We start from the raw sequence: 22,812 nt of genomic DNA, 5'->3' as shown, positions 1-22,812 counted from the left end.
GGCGCCCGTCACGGCGCTGGCGGGCATGGTCGCGGGCGTCGCCGCGCTCGGCCTCCATCGCCGGGACCGGCGCGACCGGGGCCGCGTCAGGCGCCTGATCGGCTGAAGCGCTCATACCAGCAGCCCTTCATTGCGATACCAGGCGACGGTGCGGCGGAAGCCCTCCTCCAGCCCAACGGCGGGCCGGAAGCCCAGCGCCTGTTCCGCCCGCGCGATGGAAAAGGCGCGGTTATGCTTGAAGAAGGTCAGGCGGCGGCGGTGCAATGGCGGCTGCACCCCCAGCGGCGCGCAGAGCAGTTCGCAGCCATGGGCGGCCAGGTTGACCAGCCCATAGGGCACGGTGCGCCGGGGCGCGGGCACGTTCAGCACATTGGCGGCGGTCGCGACATAGTCGCGCAACGGCAGATAAGTCTTGCCGCCGATGATGAAGGTGCCGCCCGGCGCCGCGTCGCTCGTCATCGCCAGCAGGAATCCGTCGACCAGATCGTCGATATAGACCGGGTGGAAATTCGGCCGCCGCGATCCGATGAACAGGAAACGGCCCTGCTGCACCATGCGGAACATCTTCAGCATGCGCGTGTCGCCCGGCCCGTAAATGGCGCAGGGGCGGATGATGACGACGTCCATGCCCGGCTGCATCATCGCGTCGCGGCACAGGTCCTCCGCCAGCAGCTTGCTTTCCTGATAGGGGTCGCGCGGGTCGAAGGGCGCGTTTTCGTCGGCCGGCGTCTCCGCCACATCGCCATGCACGCCGATGGACGAGCAATAGACGAAGCGCGCCACCCCCGCCCTGCGCGATTCCGCCAGCAACGCTGCCGTGCTGTCGCGATTGGCGCTCAGGAACTCCTCCCGCGCGCCTTCCGACCGGTACATGGCGGCGATGTGGAAACAGGCTGTCGCACCCTCCACCAGCCGGGCGAAGGCATCGGTGTCGGTCAGCGATCCGCCGATCCATTCGATGCCGCTCTCCCTTTCGGCGGCGCTGGGCGGACGGCGTGTCATGGACCGGACATGATAGCCCATGCCGATCAGCCGCCGCGCCAGCGCGCCGCCGGTGAAGCCGGTCGCGCCGGTGACGGCGACGATGGGGCGTCCGTCCGCGCTCATGCCTTCCTCTCCCGGTCGAAGCGCTGGAGCACCGGATTGCCGATCAGGCTGGTGACGCCGATGCGGCGCAATCCTTCCTCCACCATGCGCACTGGCTTCCCCGCAAGGCGGTGGAGGCCCATGGGCGCGCTGAACTGCTTGAAGCGGCGTCGGGGCGCGAAGCCGTTGCGGCGGAAGGCCTGCTCGATCCGGGCCGGCCAGAAGCTGCGATAGGTGCGCGTGTCCTTCTCGATCAGCCGCTTGATCGGGAAGGTCGCCGCCGACAGCGCATTGGCGCCCATCAATGTCGGATAATCGACGATGACGCTGTAGCGGGCGACGCGACAAAGTTCGTCGATCAGCCTGTCCGGATCGTCGATATGCGCCAGCAGCCTGATGCTGGTGACAAGGTCGAAACGGCCGTCCGGGAAGGGCAGGGCCAGCAGGTCGCCGGTCACATAATCCACCCGGCCGGCATCGGCGCCCTGCAACAATTGTTCGGCGCAATCGGCCGTCGAGCCCAGCACCGTCGTCTGAATTCCCATGTCCAGTAGTCCGCCGACAAGCTGCCCATGGCCGCCGCCGACATCCAGCGCGCTTTGGTGGAGGGGCGGCCCATCGTCGACCAGATCGCGCAGGCCGCGTTCCTGGATGTTAAGCAGATAGGCGCCCGAAGGCCCCGCAAACCGGCGGGCATATTGGACCGACCCCGTTTCCAGATCGGGGGGAGGAAGCAAACCAGTCATGCCGCACCCGCGGTTGCTGCAATGCCAAAGAACGCAGGCGGACATGACTGGCCTGACGGCACGCACCGCCCGCGGGGCGGCAGGGGCCTGACCACGGACGCACCTTTCGTGCCGGGAAGGGCCTGCTTCCCGACATGGGGGCAGGCACGCCGCACGGTTGGGTGCCGCCAGCTGTAGACGTGGAAGCTGCTGTGCGTGGGGACGGGGGTCAGGCGTCGCTCGATCTCACGGGCGATTTCGGGGCGCACGCCCATGGGATTGCGCCACTGATAATCGGACACGATGACGACGCCGTTATCGGTGCAGTCGATGACTTCGGACAGGGCAGCCGGGCTGTCGATCAGCGGACGGCCGGTGCGGAAATCGCTGTTGAAGTCGGTCGGCGGCTTGAGCTCGCCCAGCCGGCTGTGGCTGATGAACAGGTCGAACGGCCCGATATGCGCCAGGGTGCGCAGGTCGTCGCCGGTGACGAGCAGGCTGCTGCCTTGCGCGATCCGCCGCAATTCGGGCGCCGCCCTGTCCCATTCGCCGTCGGGCACCGGCGCGGCAAGGGCGGCGGGCCCTTGCGCAAGGGTCGACGCCATCAGCCGGGCGGAATGGCGGTAGGCGACGTCGCCGCCCATCAGCAGCAGCATCGCCGCGCCCGCCAGCAGGGCTGGACGCAGCGTTCCGCCGCCGCCGAACCGTTCGACCAGCGCGCCGATTCCCAGGCCATAGGCCATGCAGATGAAGGGAAAGACATAATAGCTGTAGCGCCACGCCTTCATCCCCGCGAAACTGTGGAGCGTCAGGCACAGCATCGCCATGATCGCGCACAGGCTGGCCAGCGAGGGATTGCGCCGCCACGCCGCCGCCAGCGCAACGGGCCAGAGCAGCAGCATGGCGGGCATCTGCGCCCGGAATTCGCGCAGATAATAGAAGGCGTCGTCCTGCGATCCGGTCGCCCAGCGCTCGGCATGGCGATAGCTTTCCAGCGCTGGCCCGGCCTGCGACAGGGCGATGGTTGCGCAGGCCAGCGCGATTGCGCCCAGCACGATCAGGTGCAGCGGGCGCATCGCCGCTATCGTCGCGCGCTGGTCGAACAGCAGCCAGCAGCCCAGGGCCAGCGCGGCAATCGCCGTCACCGGTTGCAGATGGGCCGCTATGGCCAGGCAGAGCGCCGTGGCGGCCAGCCAGCCGGGCCTGAACCGGCCCGCAGGCCGCGTGGCGAGGAAAAGGCTTCCCGCCGCGGCCAGTATCATCAGCGCGTGCAGGGCGTAGAAGCGGGCGAAATGCGCGATGTCGAGCGTGTAGCCGGCAAGGCCGAACAGCGCGGCGCCGGCCACCGCGCTCCAAATGCCGCCGCTCTGCCGCAGCCAGTGGAAGACCAGTCCGACGCTGATGCCCGAAAAGAGCAGCGAGGGAATGCGCGCCACCCAGAGGTCGGATCGCCCGAACAGATCGAAACTGCCGCCGACGATGGCGGTGAACAGCCGCGCCCGTTCGTAACGGCCGTCCAGGATCGCGAAGCTGCCGTCCGCCGCCCAGCTGCGCCCCGCCAGCAGATGGTAGAATTCGTCGATATGGGCGGGGCGCGTCTGAATGGTCAGTCCATAGACCAGACAGGCCAGCAACCCCGCGGCCAGGGCAGGGGCCGCTCCCGGCAGGGCCATGGACGCGCGTCGGCCATCCTGCGACGGCAGGGCGGCGTGCGATCCCAGATGCTCCGATGTGGTGGCCATGAATATGATCTCATATCCGGCAAAAGCCGACAGGATGTTCGATGGCGCAAGAATTCGATCTAACCGAATTTAAGTCAATATAGGGGAGAACGCCTAGCCGTAGGTATGACTACATAATGGTATGTTTCTGAAATTTATGTGAATGTGTTTCCAAGGTCGCTGAATCGATTGGCGTTGAACCCGATTGTGGAAATCATAAGGGGCATCGCCGGCAATATTATATAATATTGTAGGAATGGACGCATGGTCGATGTTTCGATTGTCGTTCCTCTTTATAATGAAGAGGACAATGTACGGCTTTTGCATGAAGCGATCAGCAATGCATTGACCGACTTCCGGCCCAGCTATGAAGTCGTGCTGGTCGATGACGGCAGCAGGGACGCGACCTTTATCCGCGCGGCGGAAGTCGCTGAGCGGGACGGGCGCGTGCGCATCGTCAAGTTCCGCGGCAATTACGGCCAGACCGCCGCGATGGCGGCCGGCATCCAGAATGCCCGCGGCGACATCATCGTCACCATGGACGGCGATCTGCAGAACGATCCGCTGGACATACCCCGCATGGTCGAACTGATCGACGCCGGGCACGACATCGTCGTCGGCTGGCGCAGGAAGCGGCAGGATGGCGGGCTGCGCGTCTTCGTGTCGAAATGCGCCAACCGCATCATGGCCCGGCTGATGGGCGTGGCGGTGCGGGACAGCGGCTGTTCGCTGAAGGCCTTCCGCAGCATCCTCATCAAGCAATTGCCCATGTATGGAGAAATGCACCGCTTCATTCCGGCCCTCTCCCGCCTGGCCGGGGCGCGTCTGGCGCAGATCGAGGTGCGGCACCATCCGCGCCAGTTCGGCGTCTCCAAATATGGCTTTTCGCGCATCTACAAGGTGATGCTGGACATCGTGTCGATCCGCATCCTGCTCAGCTTCGTGCGGCGGCCCATGGCTTGGCCGCGCCATATGATCGTCGGCATCACCCTGCTTGGCCTGCTGTCCGTCGCGGCGGCGGTCTGGGGCGGGGGGCTGGCGCTGCCGATGCTGGCCATCGGCGTGCTCTGGCTGTCGCTGGCGCTGTTCCTGCTGGGATGGGCGGTGATAGGGCAGATGCTCGCCAGCCTGACCGGCAATGTTTCGGGTTTCGCGTCGCTGGGCGCGAAACTATCGGCCCAAATCAAATTGGGGGATTGAACAATGGTTGCCACGGCAAAGCTGGACCTGGTCGAAGTCATGGACATTTCCGTCATCGTGCCAGTCCTCAAGCGTTTCGACGATGTCGCCCGCGTCTATGCCGAATATCGGGACAGGGTTGCATCCTCGGGGAAAAGTTACGAGTTCATCTTCGTCATCGACGGACAGCCGGACTATCCGGTCGCCACTCTGGAACAACTGCAACGCGACGGCGAACCCATAGAGATCATCCGCTTCGGCCGGGAGTTCGGGGAATCCGCCTGCCTGCGCGAAGGCATCCGCCAGTCGAGCGGCCGGCACCTGCTGTTCCTGCCCGCTTATTTCCAGATCGGCGGCGCGGCGATCTCCGAACTTCTCGACCATCTCGATGAAGCCGACGTCGTCGCCGCCCGCCGCGACAGGCGGGCGGACGCCATGTTCAACCGGCTGCGCGGCTGGGGCTTCCAGAAGATGGCGCGCTTCGCCGGGGCCAAATATGACGATCCCGGATGCCTCGTCCGCGCCGTCCACCGCAGCGTCTTCGACGAAATCCCGATCCAGGATGAGAAGCAGCGCTTCCTGCCCCTGCTGGCGGAGGTGCATGGCTTCAAGGTCGTCCAGCTCACCCTGCCGCAGGCCGAAAGCGATGCTGGCCGGCCGCAGCACAAGCCGGGCGTCTATTTCGACGTGATGATGGACCTGATGGCGGTCGGTTTCCTCGTCCGCTTCATGCAGCGCCCCTTCCGCTTCTTCGGCACGGTGGGCGCGGCGTCGATCCTGAGCAGCCTGGTCCTGATGGCTTTCCTGCTGTTCCAGCGGGAGGTCAGCAATATCCCGCTGGGCGACCGCCCGCTGCTGGTGCTGGTCGTGCTGCTGCTGGTGCTGGGCATCCAGATCGCGGCGATCGGCCTGATCGCGGAGATCGTCATCTTCACCCGCGGCGACGGCAAGCAGCATTATCGGATCGAGAAGATCGTGGAGCATGTGTCCGCCGATGCCTGAAACCGTCATCATAGGGGCGGGCATCCAGGGCGCCACGCTGGCGCTCGCCGCGCTCGAACGGGGCGTGTGCCCGATCCTCGTCGATCGGGACGACCAGCCCTCCGGCGCGTCCGTCAACAGCTATGGCATCGTCCATGGCGGGCTGCGCTACCTCCAGTCGATGAACATCCCCCGCTGGGTGCGCAGCCGCCGCGCGCAGAACTGGTATATCGACCGCTACCCCCATCAGGTGCGGCCGCTGCGCTGCGTGATGCCGCTCTATGCCGGCGCCCCCCGCTCGCCCCGGCTGTTCGCCCTTGCGCGAGGCTTCGACCGGCTGCTGCGAACGGCGCTTGGCCAGCATGTGCCGCTTCCCGAAGATGGCGCCTGTTCGCGGCAGGAGGTCCTGCAGGCCTATGACGTCGCATCCCATGGCCTGCTGGGCGGTGCGGTCTGGTACGATGCGCAGTTGCTGAACCCGCCCGCGCTGTTGAGGGAAATGCTGGCCGAAGTGGAGCAGCGCGGCGGCGTCGTGCTGCGCTCTACCGAAGTCACCGGCCTGATCGAGCAGGGCGGCCGCCTCCAGGCCGTCCAGTTGCGCAACGCAAGCGACGGGCGCGAACAGAGGATCGCCGCCGACCGGCTGTTCGATTGCGGCGGCGCGCAGGCGGGGCGCTGCATGGGGCCGGCGCGCCGGGTGCCAAGCGCGGCGGTCCTCGCCTTCAACCTGCTGATGGACATTCCCGCGCCTCCCGCCAGCGACGCCTACGCCCTGTCGCCCACGCCGGGGCGCGGACGCAGCTTCTTCTTTCGCCGCTATGGCGCCGCGACGCTCGTCGGCACTTTCTACCGTCCCGCGCCCGGCATCCTTTCGCCCGAACCCACGGCGGAAGATGTCCGGTCCGCCCTCTCATCCATCCGCCAGTGCCTGCCCAATGTCGAACTGGACGAAGGATCGGTGCTGGCCACCTATGCCGGCCTGCTGCCGGACCGCGACGGCAGCGGCCGGGCGCTTCATCCGGGCGACCGGCATCTGCGTCCGGGGCCGGAGGGCTATCATATGCTGGTCAGCGGTAAGCTGACCACCGCGCCGCTGCTGAGCGAACAGGTGGCGCGCCGCCTGTGGCCCGCCGCGCCCTTGCCGCGAACCGGCGGATGGCGGCCGCGCCATGCCTGAGCTGATGATCGACGCGCACGTCCATCTGCATCCCGGCGACGATCCGCGGGACCGGCTGATGCAGGCGCATGGACGCATGATGGCGGCCGCCGGGAAGGACTGCCTGCCCGTCTTCATGCTGGCGGAGCAGCAGGGCTGCGACGCGTTCGGAATGCTGAAGGCATCGGCGCGGTCGACCGCGGAACCGGAAAGCCTGTGGCTGGAAACCGGTTCCGCCGACATATTGGTGCTGGCCGGCCGGCAGGTCGTCAGCGCCGAACGGCTGGAGATACTGGCGCTGGCCACCGCCGCCGGTTTCGCCGACGGCGCGCCGGCCGAACAATTGGTCGCGGCGATGGGCGCGGCGGACGCGCTGACCATCCTTCCCTGGGGCGTCGGCAAATGGGCCGGCGCGCGAGGACGGCTGGTCGACAGGCTGCTGGCCGGCGATCCGGAAGGCCGGTTGCTGTTGGGCGACAATGGCGGGCGCCCCGCCTTCTGGCCGGAACGCCGTTTCCGCCACCGGACGGTGCTGCGCGGATCGGACCCCTTGCCATTGCGCGGCGATGCGCGGCGGATCGGGACTTTCGGAACCATCCTGCATGGCGGGCTTTCGGCCGACCGGCCCGGACGCGACCTGCGCGCGCTCATCCGTTCGGCCGGGCGGCAGGCGCGGCATTATGGCGCTCCCGCAGGTCCGCTGCATTTCCTCGGCAACCAGCTTCGCCTGAGGATGGCCTCATGAAGATATTGATGCTGGCGCCCCAGCCCTTTTACGAGGAACGCGGCACGCCCATTGCCGTGCGCATGGCGGCCGAAGCTCTGGCGGCGCAGGGGCATGAGGTCGCTTTGCTGAGCTTCCATGAAGGGCGCGACGTGCCGATGCCCGGCGTGCGGCATCACCGCATCGCCGCCCCGCCGGGCGTCCGCAATGTCCCCATCGGTTTTTCGCTCGGGAAGCTGGTCTGCGACCTCTGGATGTTCTTTGCCGCGGTCGGCCTGCTTCGGCGTTATCGCCCTGACGTCATCCATGCCGTCGAGGAAGCGGCCTTCTTCGCGCTGCCCTTGTCCCGGCTGTTCGGAACGCGCCTCGTCTATGACGCGGACTCGATCCTCAGCGAGCAGATCGTCGAAAAATGGCCCCGGGCCCGCGCCATCGCCTGGATCGTCGAACGATGCGAGCAATTCGCCTTCCGCCGCAGCGACCTGGTGATCGCCGTCTGCCCCGCCATCCAGCAGAGCGCCAGCCGCTCCGCAGCCGCCGATCGCATCCACCTGCTGCCCGACGTGGCGATGGAAGGGCCCGCCACGGCGGCGCCGGTCGAAGACCTGCGCCCGAACGCAAAGGATCGCCCGCTCGCGCTTTATGTCGGCAACCTCGAATCCTATCAGGGCGTCCACCTGCTGATCCAGGCGATGGCGGCGCTTGCGCCTGCCGAGCGTCCCGCGCTGGTCGTGATCGGCGGCAAGGCGGATCATGTCGCGCAGCATCGGCAACTCGCCCTGCAATGCGGGCTGGAAGACGATGTGCGCCTGCTTGGCCCGCGCCCGCTCGATGGCCTCGGCCGCTATCTGGCGCAGGCCGACATCCTCTGTTCGCCGCGGCTGAAGGGCCGGAACACGCCGATGAAGATCTTCTCCTATATGGCGTCGGGCAAGGCGCTGCTGGCGACCGACATCGAAAGCCATTCCCAGGTTCTGGACGCGCGTTGCGCCATGCTGACGCCCGCGACGGCGCAGGACCTGGCGCAAGGGTTGCGGCGGCTCTGCGCCGACGACGCGCTGAGGGCGAGGCTGGGGGAGGCCGCCGCCGCAAGGGCGCGGCTCGACTATGGCCATGCCGCCTTCGTCGACCGGCTGCGGCGCGCCTATGCAGTGCTTTCGCCGGATGCGGGCACGCCCCCTTCGCCCACCGCGCTGGAGGCCGCATGACGGCGGTCGGCGCCAGCGCGCGGGCGACCAACAAGGCCGCCTCCAGCCTGTTCGCCGCGCTGGGCTTCGGCCTGTCGGGCGCGGCCTTCACCCTGGGCATGCTGCTGCTGGCGCGGGAACTGCCGGTGGAAGCTTATGGCCGCTTCACCCTGGCCGTCGCCCTGTTCAATATCTTCGGCCTGCTGACGCCGCTGGGCGTCGACCAGCTGTTCCTGCGCGGACCGATGCGCGCGGGCAAAGGATTGCTGGCTTTCCTGATCCTCTCCGGCCTTGTGGTGGGCGGACTGGTGGGCATGGCGGCAGGCCTGCTGGGCGGACTGCATCCGGCGGAGGCATGGCTGACCGCGCTGGCGATTGCCGGCGGCGGGCTGGTCGCGGCGACCAGCACCGGCCTTCGCGCGCGGGCCGTGCCCGGCGCCTCCATGCTGCTTGCAATTTCGGCCAGTTTCGTCCTGTTGCTGGCCGGGACCGCGGCCGTCGCCTTCGGCCTGAAGGACGGGATGGCGCCTCTTGCCATATTCGCCGCCGGAAACATCGTCTTCGGCGCGATCGGCTGGGGCCTTCTGCGCCGCAGGGCGAAGGACGGCGATGCCGTCCACCCCGCCCGCCGCTGGCGCGAGGCGGGATCGATGCTGGGCCTCGTCGCCCTGGGCACGGTGTCGCTTCAGGTCGAACGGATCATCATCCCGATCCCGCTGGACCTGAAGGAACTGGCGCTGTTCGGCGTGCTGGCGTCGGTCGCGATCTTCCCCTTCCGCCTGCTCGCGTCCGGCGTCGGCTTCACCCTCGCCCCGCGCCTGATCGGTGCGCAGCGGGCGCGCCGGCAGGCCGTCGTGCTGGCGGAGGCCAGGCCGCTGCTGGCGGTGATCGTCGTGGCGACGGCGGGCCTTGTCGCCTGCGGCCCGTGGATCGCCGCCATGGTGACAGGCGGCCTCTATGCCATCGGCCCGGCCCTGATCCTCGCCGCCTGTGCGAACGGCGTGGGGAAGGTCGCCATGGCCTTCCCCCGGGCGATGCTCACGGCGGCGGGATCGCCCGCCGATCTGGTGCTGCTCAACGGATGGGGGGTGGTGGGTCTGGCGCTGACGGTCTGCGGCGCGCTGGCCGGGGCCGCCTGCGGAATCACCGGGCTGCTATGGGGGGCGACGCTGGGCGGCGCGATCCCGACGCTGTTCACGCTGCACCTCGCCTGGCGTCGGCTTGGAAAGGATTGAGAAATGACCACCCAGATGGGCTTTGCTGAGATGATGCAGTCGCTGCACGCCGGATCGGCGGCGCTCGACTACCGCAAGACCGGCCGGCTGCTGCGCGAGATGGAGGCGCAGGCGGGCGTGCACGTGGCGTTGATGGGCAATGTCACGCTGGACCTTCTCACCCCCTTCCTGCGCGTGGAGGCGGCGAAGGTCGGCCAGATGTCCGCATTCCATGTCAGCCCCTTCGGCCAATATATGCAGGACCTGCATGGCGAGGCGCTCCAGCGCTTCGACCCCCATGTCATCGTCCTGCTGCTGTCGGCGCAGGCGATGCGGCCCGACGCCTTCGAACGGTTCCACCAGCTCTCCGTCGAGGACCGTCATCGCCTGCGCGACGACATGATGGCGGAGGTGGAGGGCTGGATCGACAGCGCGGTCATGCGCACCGCGGCGACGCTGATGGTCGCCAATTTCCCCTGTCCTGCGAGTGCGCTGGGCGTGGCGGACCTCAGCAGCGATTATGGCGAGCGCGAATTCTTCCTGGACCTGAACCTGGCGCTGCTCCGCGCCGTGCGGGCGCGCCCCAGGGCCATGATGCTCGACGTGGTCGAGGCGATGGGCCGGGTCGGCACCCGCCAGGCGGTGGATCGCCGGATGCACTATATCGCCGGATTGGGCTGGACGGACGCGATGATGCGGGAATTCGGCGCGGTCTTCGCCCATGCGCTGGTCGGCGCGCTCGGCGCCGCGCGCAAATGCCTGGTGCTGGACCTCGACAACAGCCTGTGGGGCGGGGTGGTGGGCGAGGACGGCCCCCATGGCATCCGCGTCGGCCGCGGCGACATGGTGGGGGAGGCGTTCCGCGCCTTCCAGCTCAGGATCAAGGCGCTGAAGGAACGCGGCATCCTGCTCGCCTTGTGCAGCAAGAACAATCCGGAAGATGTCGAGGAAGTGTTTCGCCTGCGTGACGACATGCCGCTGCAATTGTCGGATATGGCGGCGACGGCGATAGGCTGGGACAGCAAATATACGGGGATCGGGAAGATTGCGAGGCAGCTCAACATCGGTCTGGACGCGCTGGTGTTCCTCGACGACAACGCGGCGGAGATTGCGGCCGTGCGGCAATATTGCCCGGATGTCCATGCCGTGCTTCTGCCGCCCGATCCATCCGACTATGTCGACATATTGGACGCGCTGCCCTGGTTCGAGAAAAGCCGCCTGACGGCGGAGGACAGGGCCAGGACCGAACATTATGCGCTGGCCGCGGGGCGGGATGCGCTGTGCGCGTCCTGCGACCCGATGGACTATCTGCGCGGGCTCGACATGCGCGCGGCGATCCGCGACGCCGGGCCGGCCGACCTGTTGAGGGTGCATCAGCTCTTCAACAAGACCAACCAGTTCAACCTGACCACCGGCCGCCCCACCATGGGGGAGGTGGAGGCGATGATGACCGACCCGGCATGGCAGCTCATCGTGGCGGATCTGCGCGACCGCTTCGGGCAATTGGGCACGGTCGCGATCTGCGCCCTGAGGCGGGAAGGCGCGGCGCTCCATATCGGGCATTTCCTGATGAGCTGCCGCGCCATGGGCCGGGGCCTGGAACATGCCGTGATGAACGATGTCAAGCGCCGCTTTCTGGAAAGCGACGCCGCATCCCTGCACGGCAGCCATGTTCCGACGGCCAAGAACGGCCCGGTGCGCGGCTTTTTCGACGATCAGGGCTTTGCCGCCGCCGATGGCGGCGACCGCACCGACTATGCGCTTTGCCGGGCGGATGTCGCGTTCAGGGATTGCGACTGGATCATGCTGGAGACGAAATAATGGCTGTGAACATGGACGACCTGCTGAACCTTGTCGGCGACATCATCGAAGTCGATCCGTCCCGGATCGACCTGCGCCTCGACCGGGACGACGTGCCCGGCTGGGATTCGCTGGCCCATCTGCGGATCATCACCGCGTTCGAGGCGCAATATGGCGTGCGCCTCAGCATGGACCAGATCGCCGAGATCCGCACGGTGGAACAATTGTCGCGGACATTGGGCGAGGCGTGACGCCATGCGCATGGGTGTCGCCATACGCCGCTTCGCCATTCCGGGCTTCGTGCACAGCCTCTACCATCTGTTCGCCGGGCGCGCGATCGTCAGCCCGCGCGCGGAACTGGAATGGAGCAGGCTGCTGAAGATCGGCCGCAGGTCCCAGATCAGCTCCTTCGTGAAGATCAAGGCGAGCGAAGGGCCGGTGCGGATCGGGGAGCGGACCGACATAGGCTGCGGCGTGTTCATCGCCGGGCACAGCCATGGCATCGTCATCGGCGACGACTGCCTGATCAGCCCGAACGTCTCCATCATCGGCGTCAATTACCGCTATGACCGCGCCGACCGGCTGATCCGCGAACAGGGGTTGCAGTCGGGCGGCCCGACCAGCATCGGCAACAATGTCTGGATCGGCGCGGGCGCGGTGATCCTGGACAACAGCCAGATAGAGGATGGCGCGATCATCGCGCCCAATGCGGTGGTGTCGGGCCGGGTGCCGGCCATGTCGGTCATGTCGGGCAATCCCGCCAAACTGGTGTTCACGCGCCGATGAGACTGTTCGTCACCGCCCGGCTCGACGACCTCTATGCGCGATGGACCCGCTGGCGCCTGCGGGCGGCGGGCGGCAAGGCGGGCCGGGCCTTGCGGGTGCGCGGCGGCGTCCCCTATCTCGCCGGGCAGCTTATCCTGGGGGAGGCTGTGCGCCTGCGCAACGAGCCTGCCCGCATCAGGCTGAAGACCGCCGGAAGCGGCCGGATCGTCCTGGGCGATCAGGTATCGCTCAACAGCGGCGTCACCATCTTCAGCGCCGCCAGTGTGGAGATCGGCGCCTTCAGCCGGATCGGGGATCATGCCAGCCTGTTCGACACCAGCTTCCATGCCGTGCATGAAGGGCATGCCGCCCGGCCCCGGCCGATCCGCATCGGCCGCAATGTCTGGATCGGGCGCAACGCCACGATCCTGCCGGGCGTGTCGATCGGGGATCACAGCGTCATAGCCGCGGGCGCCGTGGTGTTCCAGGATGTTCCCCCCCGCCAGCTCTGGCGCGGCAATCCGGCCAGTTTCGTCAAGCATGTCCGCGCGGGCGACGATTTCATAAGACAATAAGGGAAGCATCATGTCCGCAACCACGGGCGGCATAGCCGGGAAAATCCGATCGGGCATGGCCTGGTCGCTGGTCGAAAGCTGGAGCGTGCAGGCGCTTCAGTTCCTCGCCTTCATGATCGTCGCCCGCTATGTCGACGCCGCGGCGCTGGGCGTGGTCGCCATGGCGCTGCTGGCGGGGCAGTTCTTCCAGATGACGGTGCTGTCGGGCATCAGCGCCCCGATGGTCAGCGCCGGGCGCGACGATCCCGACCTGGACGACACCGCCTTCTGGATCGCCTTCGCCCTGGGCGCGCTGATGCTGCTGCTCACCCTGGCCTGCGCCGGCGTCGCGGAACGGGCGCTGGACCAGCCGGGCCTGGCATGGGTGCTGCGCTGGCTCAGCATCGCCAATTTCCTTTCCGCGCTGAACGTCGTGCCGCAGGCCTGGCTGACGCGGGCGCTGATGATGCGGCCGCTGGCGGTGCGATCCACCCTGTCGACCATGGCGGGCGCGCTGGTCGGCATTCCCATGGCGATGGCTGGCTATGGGCTGACGGCGCTGGTGATGCAGAATCTGGCGACCGCCCTGATCGGCGCGGCGATCCTCTGGGCGGCGTGCCCCCGGCGGCCGCGCTTCCGCTTCGCGCGGCAGAAGGGACGGGAAATCTTCTTCTACAGCCGTCATGTGACGCTGACGGGCATCGCCAATTTCTTCAATTCCAACTCCGACGTTCTGATCGTGGGCGTCGTGCTGGGCGCGGCGGCGGCGGGCGTCTACACGGTCGGCAAGCGCGCGCTGCTGGCCGCCAACCTGCTGCTGGCGCGGGCCCTCTCCCGCGTGGCCTTCCCGGCCTTCTCCCAGCTCAAGCATGATCCGCCGCGACTGGCGGCCGCCTTCCTCAAGCTCGTATCCGCGACATCGCTGATCACCACCCCGGCCTTTGTCGGCATGGCGCTGGTGGCCGATCCCTTCATCCATCTCGTCTTCGGACCGCGCTGGGCGGGGGCGGTGCCGGTGATGCAATATCTCAGCCTCTTCGGCGCGCTCCAGGCGGTCGGCATCTATAACCAGTCGCTCATGCTCGCCCTTGGCAAGCCGCAATGGCAGACATGGCTCGCCGCCCTCTATGCCGTGGTGAACTGCACCCTCTTCTTCGCGACGGCGGATCAGGGGCCGGGCGCGATCGCCGCCGCCTTCACCCTGCGCGCCTGGCTGCTCTACCCGCTCTCCGTCCTGGGCGTGGTCCTGCTGCTGCCGATCGGCTGGGCCGATTACTGGCGCGCCGTTCGGCTGGGGCTGTTCGCTTCCGCGGCCATGGCGGGATGCGTTCTGGGCGCGCGGCCCTTTCTGGTCCAGATGGCCCCGGCCGAAGCGCTGACCGTCACCATCCTCACCGGAGCGCTGGCCTATGGCGTTGCGCTCCTGTTGCTCGGGCGAAACGCGCTGGTTCAGCTCCTGATGTTCGCCAGGGGCCGCTACGGCACGGCATAACCTATGTTAATATATTGCTCTTGCGCGATTTTATTGCCGTAAAGATGTAAAATTCCGTAGCAATACCTACTAGGCAATCCGTGACCATGCTGTTACCACTATTGCAACGCAGCAATTCCCCTTAAGCTATTTCCCTTAGGAAGGGCTGGCTTATGGGGATGACGCATGAGCGGAGTCGGGCCGATCCCGGCCTGCTCCAATAAAAGCCAAGGTCGCAAGAAATAGTTCTGGGCTATAAGCGCGGAGTCAAAGACTATGCTTGCAACCGGTGCCGGGGAGCGCCTTCAGCGGCGTTTCTCGCTGGCATTCATGCGTAATGCGTCGCGACGGTTCGTCCCCGCCGCGTGGGCCGCGTGGATTGCCGAAGTGCGCTGGAGCGGCCTCGGCAAATATATCGCGTCGCTGGTCATCGTCTTCCTCGCGTCCTCCTGGATTTTCCGCAACGGCGTCGCGTCGCTGACCGCCGGGGACTATGCCGTCCTCACCCTGATCGTGATTTCCGTCGCCACCCTGATGGGGATCGGCCCGGGCGCGGTCACCACCGCCGGCCTGCTGACGGTCATCTACGCCATTGTCGACGTGAAGATCAGGGGCGGAACCGGCGAGGACGGCCTGGCCTTCCTGCTGGTCATGGTGGCGGCCAATGGGGTGGCGCTGAAATCCACCTTCTGGCGTGCGCGGGCGGAACGGCAGGGCGCCTATGTCAACCGCCTGACAGAGCAGTTGAAGCTGCTGACCGACGGATCGGTCAACTACGCCCTCTACATGACCGATGTGGAGGGGCGGGTCGTCCACTGGAACCGGGGCGCCGAACGCTTCACCGGCTGGGACAGCCGCGACATCGTGAACCGCCCGGTATCGCTGCTCTATTCCCATCATCCCGGCATGGAAGACAATATGGCCGAAGCCTTCGCCCTGGCCAAGGAGCATGGCAGCTGCGAATTCGACTGCCATTTCATCAGGAACGACCGCAGCAGCTTCATGCAGAACTGCGTGGTGACGGCGCTGCGCGACAACAAGGGACGGCTTCAGGGCTTCGCCAAGCTGGTGCGCGACGTGACGGCGGAACGGGCGCAGGAAGTCGCCCTTCAGGAACGCGAAGCGGAATTGCGGTCCATCCTGGAAACCGCGCCCGACGCAGTGTTCGTGGTCGATATTTCAGGGCGGATCGACTATATGAACAGCACCGCCTGCCGCATGTTCGGCTATAATCTTTGCGAGCTGGAAGGCGCGGAGTTCGACCATCTGCTGACCGGAGCGCAGCCGCCGCGGGAGGTCCGCGACGAGCCTCTCCATGTGGAGAGCGACGGGCCGCTATCCTATCCGCGCAGGCTGATCGGGCGCCGCCGCAACGGCTCCAACTTTCCCATCGAGATGAGCTTCGTGAAGATGGAGGGCGCGCATGAGACGCACTATACCGCCTTCATCCGCGACCTCACCGAACAGGATGCGACCAAGGCGCGGCTGGAACTCCTCCAGACGGAGATGCTGCACGGCACCCGCTACAGCGCGATGGGCGCGATGGCCTCCATGCTGGCGCATGAACTGAACCAGCCGCTGACCGCGCTCGCCGCCTATATGGAGGGCAGTTCGATCCTGCTGATGCGTGGGCAGGAGGCGGACCGGCCGAAGCTGAACCGCATCTTCCGCTCCGCCGCGCAGGAAGCGGTGCGCGCCGGCGCGATCATGCGCCGCCTGCGCGATTTCGCCAGCGACGGAGAGGCGCTGCTGGAAATCCACGACGCGCAGGATGTGGCGCGCAGCAGCCTGGCGCTGATCGCCGCCATGGCGGAGGCGGCGGACGTCACCGTCGAAATGGACGTCGCGCCGGGCACCGGATCGATCTTTGCCGATCCGATCCAGATCCAGCAGGTGATCGGCAATCTCTGCCGCAATGCCATCGACGCCATGCGCGAGGAGCCGGAACGGCGGCTGACCGTGCGGGTCGCGGCGGCGGACGAACTCACCACGCATTTTCTGGTTTCCGATACCGGCTCGGGCATTCCGCCCGCGATCAAGGACCGGATTTTCGATGCCTTTGTCAGCAGCAAGGAAGAGGGGACCGGCGTCGGCCTGTCCATCTGCCGCACCATTGTCGAAGCCCATGGCGGACGGATCTGGCTGGAGCCGAGCGTCACGGGAAGCTGCTTCGGTTTCAGTCTCAGACGCAAGAAGGGAAACGCCATTGGAACCCACTAAGCTGATCCACATCGTGGATGACGAGGATTCGGTCCGCGCCGCGACCGCCTTCCTGCTGGAGCTGGAGGGCTATACGGTCCGCACCTGGCAGCGCGGCACGCATTTTCTGGCGGCCGCCGCGAACGAGCCGCTGGGTTGCGTGATCATGGACCTGCGCATGCCGGAAATGGACGGGATAGAGGTGCAGCGGCGACTGAACGAGGCGGAACTCTATTTCCCCATCATCATGCTGACCGGCCATGGCGACATCGCCTCCACCGTGACGGCGATGAAGATGGGCGCGGTCGATTTCCTGGTGAAGCCGTTCGAGCGGGAGACGCTGCTGCGCGCGGTCGAAAATTGCTGGACGCTGTTCCAGGATACCGGCGCGCGCCGTCAGCGGGCGGTGCGCGCAGGGGCCATGGTGGAGAAGCTCACCCCCAGGGAGCGCGACGTGCTGTCGGGGCTGACCATGGGCCTGCCGAACAAGCATATCGCGCTGCAATTGGGCATCAGCCCGCGCACCGTGGAAATCCACCGCGCCAATCTGATGTCCAAGCTGGAGACGCGCAGCCTGTCCGATGCCTTGCGCGTGGCGTTCGCCGCCGGGATCGGCAGGCAGCTGGATTGCTGAGGAACACGGGCCGGCGATCGGCGGGCCGTTGTTTCCGGCCCGGATCGGGCCGTCTCCCGAAATGGACCGCCCTCCGCCGCATTTCGCGGCCGGATGAGCGATAGGAGCGGTTCGACCGGCCATAATCCGATCGAACCGCTCCACCGCGCCCGGATGCGGAGCCTTCGTCCTCCGATCCCCGGCGCGTCGCTGCCTTCTCCTCTCTCTCCTGAAACTTCAGCGCCGCCGTCCTGCCGGCGATCTGATCGTGAACAGGGCATCGTCGGGCGCCGCCCTGCTCTTGACGACCTGCAATGGCGATCCGCCATAGGGGGGGTGCGGCAGGCCCGATTGCCTGTCCTGGCCCTCCACCCGGGCGGATGATTTCACCAGCCGCAGCGATGCCCGTTTCGCGCCCTGCGCCGACCGGCGCCATGTGCGTCCTCTCCGCTTCCGCCTGATAAGGTCCCAGGTGAGATAGGGCAGTGAAATGGCCAGAAGATAAAGCGATGCCGGCAACCACAGCAGCGCGAAGAGCCGATCCCGCCACCCAATCCTTACAATGTTCCGCGACTTGTTCTGCAATCGCCAGAGATTACAGGACCCAAGCATCCATATCCCGGAGACGACCGCCATCGCGATAATCATTGCCATCCTGTTCCATCATCCAATCGCAGCTCTTTCGGCTGCTTCGCGAAGCTGTCCTGTATGAACTATAGATGAAAGGCGTCATCTGTCATCTACGCAGGAATACGCACCGGCTGATATTTCGGACCGTCGATCAACCCTCTGTATTCTCCCGGATTGCACCTGAAGCGACATTATGTCTGATTTAGCGCTGATAAGGATCAGGTCGCCGGAACAGATATTCTGCATCAATTGCGTTTCGATCGAATGCGTGCCACGGGCACGGAGAATCCTCCAGGCGCGCAAAATGAGGTGTGCATGTCGAGAATTGACCTGGCGATGGCGACCCGTCCTGCCGGCGGACGGGGCCCTGCCGCGGCGCATCGCGCCTTGCGAATCTGGCTTTGCCTTGCCCTGGCGCTGTGGGACATGGTGGCGTTGACATGCGGGCTGAGCGTCGGACTGGCGCTCGCGCCCGTGGCCGGGGGGCTTCGCGACAGCGGCGCCTCCGTCGCGGCGCTGCTCATGGCCTATCTCATCATCGCCTTTCACAATCAGGCCTATGATCCCCGCGGCCTGACCAATGCGACGACCAGTTGCCGCAATGCCGCGCGGGCCTTTGCCGGCACGGTGCTGATCTTCTTCCTCGTGCTGTTCGCGGTGAAATCGACCTCGACCTTCTCCCGCGCCGCCGTGCTGGCGGGGCTGGGCTGCGCGGGCGGGCTGCTGCTGGCGCAACGGCTGCTGCTGAGCCGCCTTCTCGAACGCCATTTCGGGGACCGGCTGTTTGCCGAACTGCTGATCGTGGACGACTGCCCGATTCCGGAAAATCCGGGCCAGATGGCTCTGGTGGACGCGCAGGCCATCGGCCTTCGCGCCGATCTGGACGACCCCTATATGCTGCACCGGCTGGGCATGTTGCTGCGCGATCACGACAGGGTAGTCGTCGCATGCCCTGCCGACCGCCGCGTGACCTGGGCGCAGATGCTGAAGGGCGGCAATATATTGGGCGAGATTGTCTCTCCCGAAGTCGAATCCATGGCGCCGCTGACGGTCGGGCGCTGGCAGGACATGGCCACGCTGGTGGTGGCGCGAGGGCCGCTGAACCTGGCGAACCGGGCGACGAAGCGGCTTCTGGACCTGTTCGTCACCGTGCCCCTGCTGATCGGGCTGATGCCGCTGATGATCGCCGTTGCCGTTGCGATCAAGCTGGATTCGCCCGGCCCCGTCTTCTTCCGCCAGCAACGGATCGGGCGGGGCAACACCCTGTTCAGCATCCTCAAATTCCGCAGCATGAAGGTGGAGCGATGCGATATGGACGGCGTCCGCTCGGCCAGCCGGACGGACGACAGGATCACGCGCGTCGGCCGCTTCATCCGCCGGACCAGCATCGATGAATTGCCGCAGCTCATCAATGTCCTTCTGGGGGAGATGAGCCTTGTCGGACCAAGACCTCATGCCATCGGGTCGACGGCGGAGGACATATTGTTCTGGCGCGTCGACCGCCAATATTGGAAAAGACATGCGCTGAAACCCGGAATAACCGGTCTCGCGCAGATTCGCGGGTTCAGGGGCGCCACCGAAACCAGGGCGGATATTTTGCAGCGGGTGGAAGCCGATCTTGAATATATGAATGGCTGGAGCCTGATGCGCGACATCGTGATCCTGTTCGGCACCGTTCAGATTCTGGTGCACAGAAACGCCTTCTGATCCCCGGCAAGACTGCATTTCCGATCGATACCCTCCCCGGAACCACCGAATGCGCATTTCCCCGCAATGGGTAAGTGATCACACCGAATGGATCATCGCCGCCGCGCATGAAATAAATCTTCCATTATTGGGGAGCATCATGGATCGACGGACTTTCCTCGCCGGCGGGCTGGCCGGCACGGCATTGGCGGCCTGTCAGCGCGACAATGAACCGCGCATCGTCCAATCCTCGCGCAGGCCGATGGTCGGGCGCCGGACCTTGCGCGCCGATGTCGTCGTCTATGGCGCGACGCCGGCAGGCATCGTCGCCGCCGTCAGCGCCGCGCAGATGGGCGCGTCCGCGATCATCGTCGGCGGATGGCGGGAACGGCAGCCTGGCGGCATGCTGTCCGGCGGGTTGAGCTGGACCGATTATCGCGACATCGACGCCTTTGGCGGCCTGGCCCGTGCCGTGATCGAACGGCTCGCGGCGGCGGGCGGCATGCCGCGCAACCGCTATGCCTTCGATCCCGCCCTTGCCGTGCCCCTGTTCGAGCGCATGACGACCAGTGCGGGCGTGCCGATGGTCTGGTCCGACGGCGTGGAGGACGTCAAGCTCGTCGATCGCCGCATAAGCGAATTCTTCCTGCAATCGGGCAGGATCGTGCGCGGCCGCATGTTCATCGACGCCAGCTATGAAGGCGATCTCATGGCGCGTGCCGGCGTCGCGTTCAAGGTGGGGCGGGAGGCGGCCGACGCCGCCAATCCGCTCAACGGCTATCGCGGCGCGAAAAACGGCCATCTGGTGCGCGGCGGCCGTCCCGATGAGGATAGCATCGCGCCGATCAGCCCTTTCTGGAATGGCGAGGGCGGCGCGCTGCTGCCGCATGTCGCGGCGGCGCCCGATCTTCCCCTGGGCGCGGCGGACAAGGCGGTGCAGGCCTATTGTTTCCGCCTGACCATGACCAACCGTCCCGACCTGCGGCAGGACCTGCCCGCCCGCGCGCCCGATGGCTATGACGAATCCCGCTACGAACTGCTGTTCCGCGACCTGGACGCCCGCCGGCGCAAGGGGCGGATATATGGACGAGACTGGACCTTCGCCCGCGATCTGGTGAAGGCGGATGAGGTCGCGCCGGGCATTTACGACGTCAACAACCGCGCGCTGATGTCCATCGATGCCGTGGGCCTCAGCCACGACTATCCCCAGGCCGACTATGCGACGCGGGAGAAGATCTGGAAGGCGCATGAAGCCTATCTGCGGGGCTGGTTCCACGCCATGGCCTATGGCCGCGACCCGCGCATTCCGCCGGGCCTGCAACGCGAGGTGCGCGAATGGGGCCTGGTTCGGGGCCGGCACATCCATCCGCATCCCAACGACCTGCCGGGCTGGTCGCCGCAACTCTATGTCCGCGAAGCGCGCCGGCTCGACAATGGGCTGAACTGGTCGGGCAGGGACCTGTCGGACGTGGACGGCGCGGAGCCGCGCCGCAAGGGCATCGTCGCCATGGGTTCTTATTGGCAGGACAGCCATTCCACCCGGCGCATCGCGGTGCAGGACGGGGCGGGGCGATGGGGCATCTGCAATGAAGGCTCGATCATGTTGCGGACCGGCGGGAAATATGAACGCTCGCCGCTGCCGATGGACCTGATGCTGCCGCACCGGGACCAGTGCACCAACCTCATCGTTCCCTTCTGCGTGGCGGCGACGCATCAGGCCTTTGCCACGATCCGCATGGAACTGACGTCCATGGCGCTGGGCGAAGCGGCGGGCAGGGCGGCCGCCATGGCGCTGGGCGAAGATAATGTGCGCGATGTGCAGGACGTGCCGATGCCGGAACTCCAGGCCGCGCTGGTCGCCAATAAGGGTGTCATCCACGGCGTTTCCGCCTTCGAGGATTATCGGCGGCGGCTGAAGTTCCGGCTGAACCGGATGCTGGGAGGCTAAGGACAGAGGGGCCGATCCGACGGCATGGGATCAACCCCTCCCTTCCACCATGTTACCGCGCCCGCTTGAGCATGCCGTGCATATCGATCCACCGCACGAAGGCGTCGAACCAGCCGGTGCTGGTGGTCGCCTTCGGATACATGCCGAAGCCGTGGCCGCCCTGCTCGTAAAGGTGGAATTCCACCGGGCGATGCGCCGCGCGCCAGTCGTCGATCAGCTTGAAGTCGCGATTGCCGAACAGCGGATCGTCGGCGGCGATGGCGGCGAACATCGGCGGCGCGTCCTGCGGCACGGTCATGCTGCCCAGCGGACCGTAGATATTGCCAATGAAGGCCGGCTTCGCTTCCGTGGCCGACAGCGTCGTCGCCATGGTCAGCATCGCCCCGGCGGAAAAGCCGATCATGCCGATCCGGTCCGGGTCGACATGCCATTGCGCCGCCCGTGCGCGGATCAGGCGGAAGGCGGCGGTTGAATCCGCCAGTTGCGGAGCAAGGTCGGTCGCTGCCGAGGCGGGAGCGGGCAGCGGTGTCCTGGCCACGCCGGAGAACATCTCCTGCATCGACCGTTCGAAACCCGCCATGTCGGCCGGCGTCTGGCGCAGCCGATATTTCAGCACGAAGGCGGCAACCCCCTTCGCCGCCAGCGCCCGCGCGACGTCATAGCCCTCATTGTCCATGGAAAGCGTGCGGAAACCGCCGCCCGGCGCGACGACGACCGCCGCGCCGGAAGCCTTGGCCGGATCGGGCAGGAAGGGCGTCAGCGTCGCAACGGTGACGTTGCGGGCAAAGCGGCTGCCATATTGGCGGTGCCAGCTTTCCTTAGCGGTGGCGCCGGGAAGTGCGCCGGTGCCCAGTTCGATCGCGTCGGGCTGGGCCGGGGCGGCAATGGGCGTCATCCTGTCGTCCTGCGCCTGACCCAGCGCCGGAGCAGCCAAGGCGCAGGCGGCGATGCCGATGGCGAAAGCGCGGGCCGCCGGGAAGCGGAAGGGGCGCCGCAATGCCTTCCGGGCAGATAGATGCTTCATCTCATCCTCCTTTGATTATCGATCCTTATTGCAGGTCGAGCACGACCACGGACCGGGGCGGCAGCGCCACCGTCAGCGTGCCGCCGCTCACCTGCGCGCCGGTGAAGGCGGCGGGCTTCACCACCTCCGGCGCGTCGAAGCTGTTGTGC

20 protein-coding genes are annotated in these 22,812 nt (G+C 66.6%); 15 read left to right on the top strand and 5 right to left on the bottom strand.

Annotated elements, in window-relative coordinates; all coding sequences use genetic code 11:
- Positions 1-111 precede the first annotated feature (111 nt).
- Genes A8G00_RS20635 through A8G00_RS20625 form a run of 3 tightly spaced genes read right to left on the bottom strand, consistent with a single transcriptional unit; the run spans position 112 to position 3,553 of the window.
- Positions 112-1,107: an NAD(P)-dependent oxidoreductase gene (locus A8G00_RS20635; protein WP_025547668.1), complete on the bottom strand. Its 996-nt coding sequence runs from the start codon at positions 1,105-1,107 to the stop codon at positions 112-114.
- A complete protein-coding gene (locus tag A8G00_RS20630; RefSeq protein ID WP_025547667.1) occupies positions 1,104-1,832 on the bottom strand; it encodes a methyltransferase domain-containing protein in 729 nt (242 codons plus the stop codon). Before A8G00_RS20630 ends, A8G00_RS20635 begins: the two co-directional genes overlap by 4 nt.
- The gene (locus A8G00_RS20625) at positions 1,829-3,553 is read right to left on the bottom strand and encodes a glycosyltransferase family 39 protein (protein ID WP_025547666.1); all 1,725 of its coding nucleotides are present in this window, start codon (positions 3,551-3,553) and stop codon (positions 1,829-1,831) included. The genes A8G00_RS20630 and A8G00_RS20625 overlap by 4 nt, the downstream gene beginning before the upstream one ends.
- Before the next feature lie 243 nt (positions 3,554-3,796).
- Between A8G00_RS20625 and A8G00_RS20620 the strand changes: the two genes are divergently transcribed.
- From A8G00_RS20620 to A8G00_RS20560, 13 genes are all read left to right on the top strand, one after another.
- Positions 3,797-4,732, top strand: coding sequence for a glycosyltransferase family 2 protein (locus A8G00_RS20620; protein WP_025547665.1), 936 nt, complete (start codon positions 3,797-3,799; stop codon positions 4,730-4,732).
- 3 nt (positions 4,733-4,735) lie between these two features.
- On the top strand, positions 4,736-5,713 hold the full coding sequence (locus A8G00_RS20615; RefSeq protein WP_025547663.1) for a glycosyltransferase: 978 nt from the start codon (positions 4,736-4,738) through the stop codon (positions 5,711-5,713).
- Complete coding sequence (locus A8G00_RS20610; protein WP_103001556.1) at positions 5,706-6,869, top strand: FAD-dependent oxidoreductase; 1,164 nt, start codon at positions 5,706-5,708, stop codon at positions 6,867-6,869. Before A8G00_RS20615 ends, A8G00_RS20610 begins: the two co-directional genes overlap by 8 nt.
- Complete coding sequence (locus A8G00_RS20605; protein WP_103001555.1) at positions 6,862-7,593, top strand: hypothetical protein; 732 nt, start codon at positions 6,862-6,864, stop codon at positions 7,591-7,593. Before A8G00_RS20610 ends, A8G00_RS20605 begins: the two co-directional genes overlap by 8 nt.
- Positions 7,590-8,780, top strand: coding sequence for a glycosyltransferase family 4 protein (locus A8G00_RS20600; RefSeq protein WP_103001554.1), 1,191 nt, complete (start codon positions 7,590-7,592; stop codon positions 8,778-8,780). Before A8G00_RS20605 ends, A8G00_RS20600 begins: the two co-directional genes overlap by 4 nt.
- A complete protein-coding gene (locus A8G00_RS20595; RefSeq protein WP_103001553.1) occupies positions 8,777-9,994 on the top strand; it encodes a polysaccharide biosynthesis protein in 1,218 nt (405 codons plus the stop codon). The genes A8G00_RS20600 and A8G00_RS20595 overlap by 4 nt, the downstream gene beginning before the upstream one ends.
- A 3-nt stretch (positions 9,995-9,997) precedes the next feature.
- The gene (locus tag A8G00_RS20590; protein WP_103001552.1) at positions 9,998-11,794 is read left to right on the top strand and encodes an HAD family hydrolase; all 1,797 of its coding nucleotides are present in this window, start codon (positions 9,998-10,000) and stop codon (positions 11,792-11,794) included.
- A complete protein-coding gene (locus A8G00_RS20585; RefSeq protein ID WP_025547655.1) occupies positions 11,794-12,024 on the top strand; it encodes an acyl carrier protein in 231 nt (76 codons plus the stop codon). Before A8G00_RS20590 ends, A8G00_RS20585 begins: the two co-directional genes overlap by 1 nt.
- 10 nt (positions 12,025-12,034) lie before the next feature.
- Positions 12,035-12,559: a DapH/DapD/GlmU-related protein gene (locus A8G00_RS20580; protein WP_244309835.1), complete on the top strand. Its 525-nt coding sequence runs from the start codon at positions 12,035-12,037 to the stop codon at positions 12,557-12,559.
- Positions 12,556-13,113 (top strand): DapH/DapD/GlmU-related protein, encoded by a 558-nt coding sequence (locus A8G00_RS20575; protein WP_025547651.1) that lies wholly within the window; start codon positions 12,556-12,558, stop codon positions 13,111-13,113. The genes A8G00_RS20580 and A8G00_RS20575 overlap by 4 nt, the downstream gene beginning before the upstream one ends.
- Before the next feature lie 10 nt (positions 13,114-13,123).
- Positions 13,124-14,584 carry a lipopolysaccharide biosynthesis protein gene (locus tag A8G00_RS20570; protein WP_082718664.1) on the top strand — a complete coding sequence of 487 codons (1,461 nt, stop codon included), beginning with the start codon at positions 13,124-13,126 and terminating at the stop codon, positions 14,582-14,584.
- Positions 14,585-14,893: 309 nt separating this feature from the next.
- The gene (locus tag A8G00_RS20565) at positions 14,894-16,783 is read left to right on the top strand and encodes a PAS domain S-box protein (protein ID WP_235600857.1); all 1,890 of its coding nucleotides are present in this window, start codon (positions 14,894-14,896) and stop codon (positions 16,781-16,783) included.
- On the top strand, positions 16,770-17,396 hold the full coding sequence (locus A8G00_RS20560) for a response regulator transcription factor (RefSeq protein WP_226869583.1): 627 nt from the start codon (positions 16,770-16,772) through the stop codon (positions 17,394-17,396). Before A8G00_RS20565 ends, A8G00_RS20560 begins: the two co-directional genes overlap by 14 nt.
- Positions 17,397-17,612: 216 nt before the next feature.
- Here the strand turns inward: A8G00_RS20560 and A8G00_RS20555 are convergent, their stop codons facing one another.
- On the bottom strand, positions 17,613-18,029 hold the full coding sequence (locus tag A8G00_RS20555; protein WP_146032630.1) for a hypothetical protein: 417 nt from the start codon (positions 18,027-18,029) through the stop codon (positions 17,613-17,615).
- A 291-nt stretch (positions 18,030-18,320) separates the two neighbouring features.
- Between A8G00_RS20555 and A8G00_RS25700 the strand changes: the two genes are divergently transcribed.
- Both A8G00_RS25700 and A8G00_RS20545 read left to right on the top strand, forming a co-directional pair.
- Positions 18,321-19,712 (top strand): sugar transferase, encoded by a 1,392-nt coding sequence (locus A8G00_RS25700; protein WP_044661119.1) that lies wholly within the window; start codon positions 18,321-18,323, stop codon positions 19,710-19,712.
- Between the two features lie 139 nt (positions 19,713-19,851).
- Positions 19,852-21,639 (top strand): FAD-dependent oxidoreductase, encoded by a 1,788-nt coding sequence (locus tag A8G00_RS20545; protein ID WP_253258047.1) that lies wholly within the window; start codon positions 19,852-19,854, stop codon positions 21,637-21,639.
- A gap of 52 nt (positions 21,640-21,691) precedes the next feature.
- Here A8G00_RS20545 and A8G00_RS20540 read toward each other — a convergent pair whose 3' ends face one another.
- Positions 21,692-22,663, bottom strand: coding sequence for an alpha/beta hydrolase (locus A8G00_RS20540; RefSeq protein WP_103001549.1), 972 nt, complete (start codon positions 22,661-22,663; stop codon positions 21,692-21,694).
- Between the last annotated feature and the right edge of the window lie 149 nt (positions 22,664-22,812).

The sequence above is a fragment of the Sphingobium sp. SA916 genome (genome assembly GCF_002894065.1).
Taxonomy (GTDB): domain Bacteria; phylum Pseudomonadota; class Alphaproteobacteria; order Sphingomonadales; family Sphingomonadaceae; genus Sphingobium; species Sphingobium fuliginis.
This window is presented reverse-complemented; position numbering and strand designations above follow the sequence as displayed.

Coding starts and splice junctions, on each gene's coding strand:
- A8G00_RS20635 (WP_025547668.1), bottom strand. CDS start 1,107: ATGAGCGCGGACGGACGCCCCATCGTCGCCGTCACCGGCGCGACCGGC.
- A8G00_RS20630 (WP_025547667.1), bottom strand. CDS start 1,832: ATGACTGGTTTGCTTCCTCCCCCCGATCTGGAAACGGGGTCGGTCCAA.
- A8G00_RS20625 (WP_025547666.1), bottom strand. CDS start 3,553: ATGGCCACCACATCGGAGCATCTGGGATCGCACGCCGCCCTGCCGTCG.
- A8G00_RS20620 (WP_025547665.1), top strand. CDS start 3,797: ATGGTCGATGTTTCGATTGTCGTTCCTCTTTATAATGAAGAGGACAAT.
- A8G00_RS20615 (WP_025547663.1), top strand. CDS start 4,736: ATGGTTGCCACGGCAAAGCTGGACCTGGTCGAAGTCATGGACATTTCC.
- A8G00_RS20610 (WP_103001556.1), top strand. CDS start 5,706: ATGCCTGAAACCGTCATCATAGGGGCGGGCATCCAGGGCGCCACGCTG.
- A8G00_RS20605 (WP_103001555.1), top strand. CDS start 6,862: ATGCCTGAGCTGATGATCGACGCGCACGTCCATCTGCATCCCGGCGAC.
- A8G00_RS20600 (WP_103001554.1), top strand. CDS start 7,590: ATGAAGATATTGATGCTGGCGCCCCAGCCCTTTTACGAGGAACGCGGC.
- A8G00_RS20595 (WP_103001553.1), top strand. CDS start 8,777: ATGACGGCGGTCGGCGCCAGCGCGCGGGCGACCAACAAGGCCGCCTCC.
- A8G00_RS20590 (WP_103001552.1), top strand. CDS start 9,998: ATGACCACCCAGATGGGCTTTGCTGAGATGATGCAGTCGCTGCACGCC.
- A8G00_RS20585 (WP_025547655.1), top strand. CDS start 11,794: ATGGCTGTGAACATGGACGACCTGCTGAACCTTGTCGGCGACATCATC.
- A8G00_RS20580 (WP_244309835.1), top strand. CDS start 12,035: ATGGGTGTCGCCATACGCCGCTTCGCCATTCCGGGCTTCGTGCACAGC.
- A8G00_RS20575 (WP_025547651.1), top strand. CDS start 12,556: ATGAGACTGTTCGTCACCGCCCGGCTCGACGACCTCTATGCGCGATGG.
- A8G00_RS20570 (WP_082718664.1), top strand. CDS start 13,124: ATGTCCGCAACCACGGGCGGCATAGCCGGGAAAATCCGATCGGGCATG.
- A8G00_RS20565 (WP_235600857.1), top strand. CDS start 14,894: ATGCGTAATGCGTCGCGACGGTTCGTCCCCGCCGCGTGGGCCGCGTGG.
- A8G00_RS20555 (WP_146032630.1), bottom strand. CDS start 18,029: ATGGCAATGATTATCGCGATGGCGGTCGTCTCCGGGATATGGATGCTT.
- A8G00_RS25700 (WP_044661119.1), top strand. CDS start 18,321: ATGTCGAGAATTGACCTGGCGATGGCGACCCGTCCTGCCGGCGGACGG.
- A8G00_RS20545 (WP_253258047.1), top strand. CDS start 19,852: ATGGATCGACGGACTTTCCTCGCCGGCGGGCTGGCCGGCACGGCATTG.
- A8G00_RS20540 (WP_103001549.1), bottom strand. CDS start 22,663: ATGAAGCATCTATCTGCCCGGAAGGCATTGCGGCGCCCCTTCCGCTTC.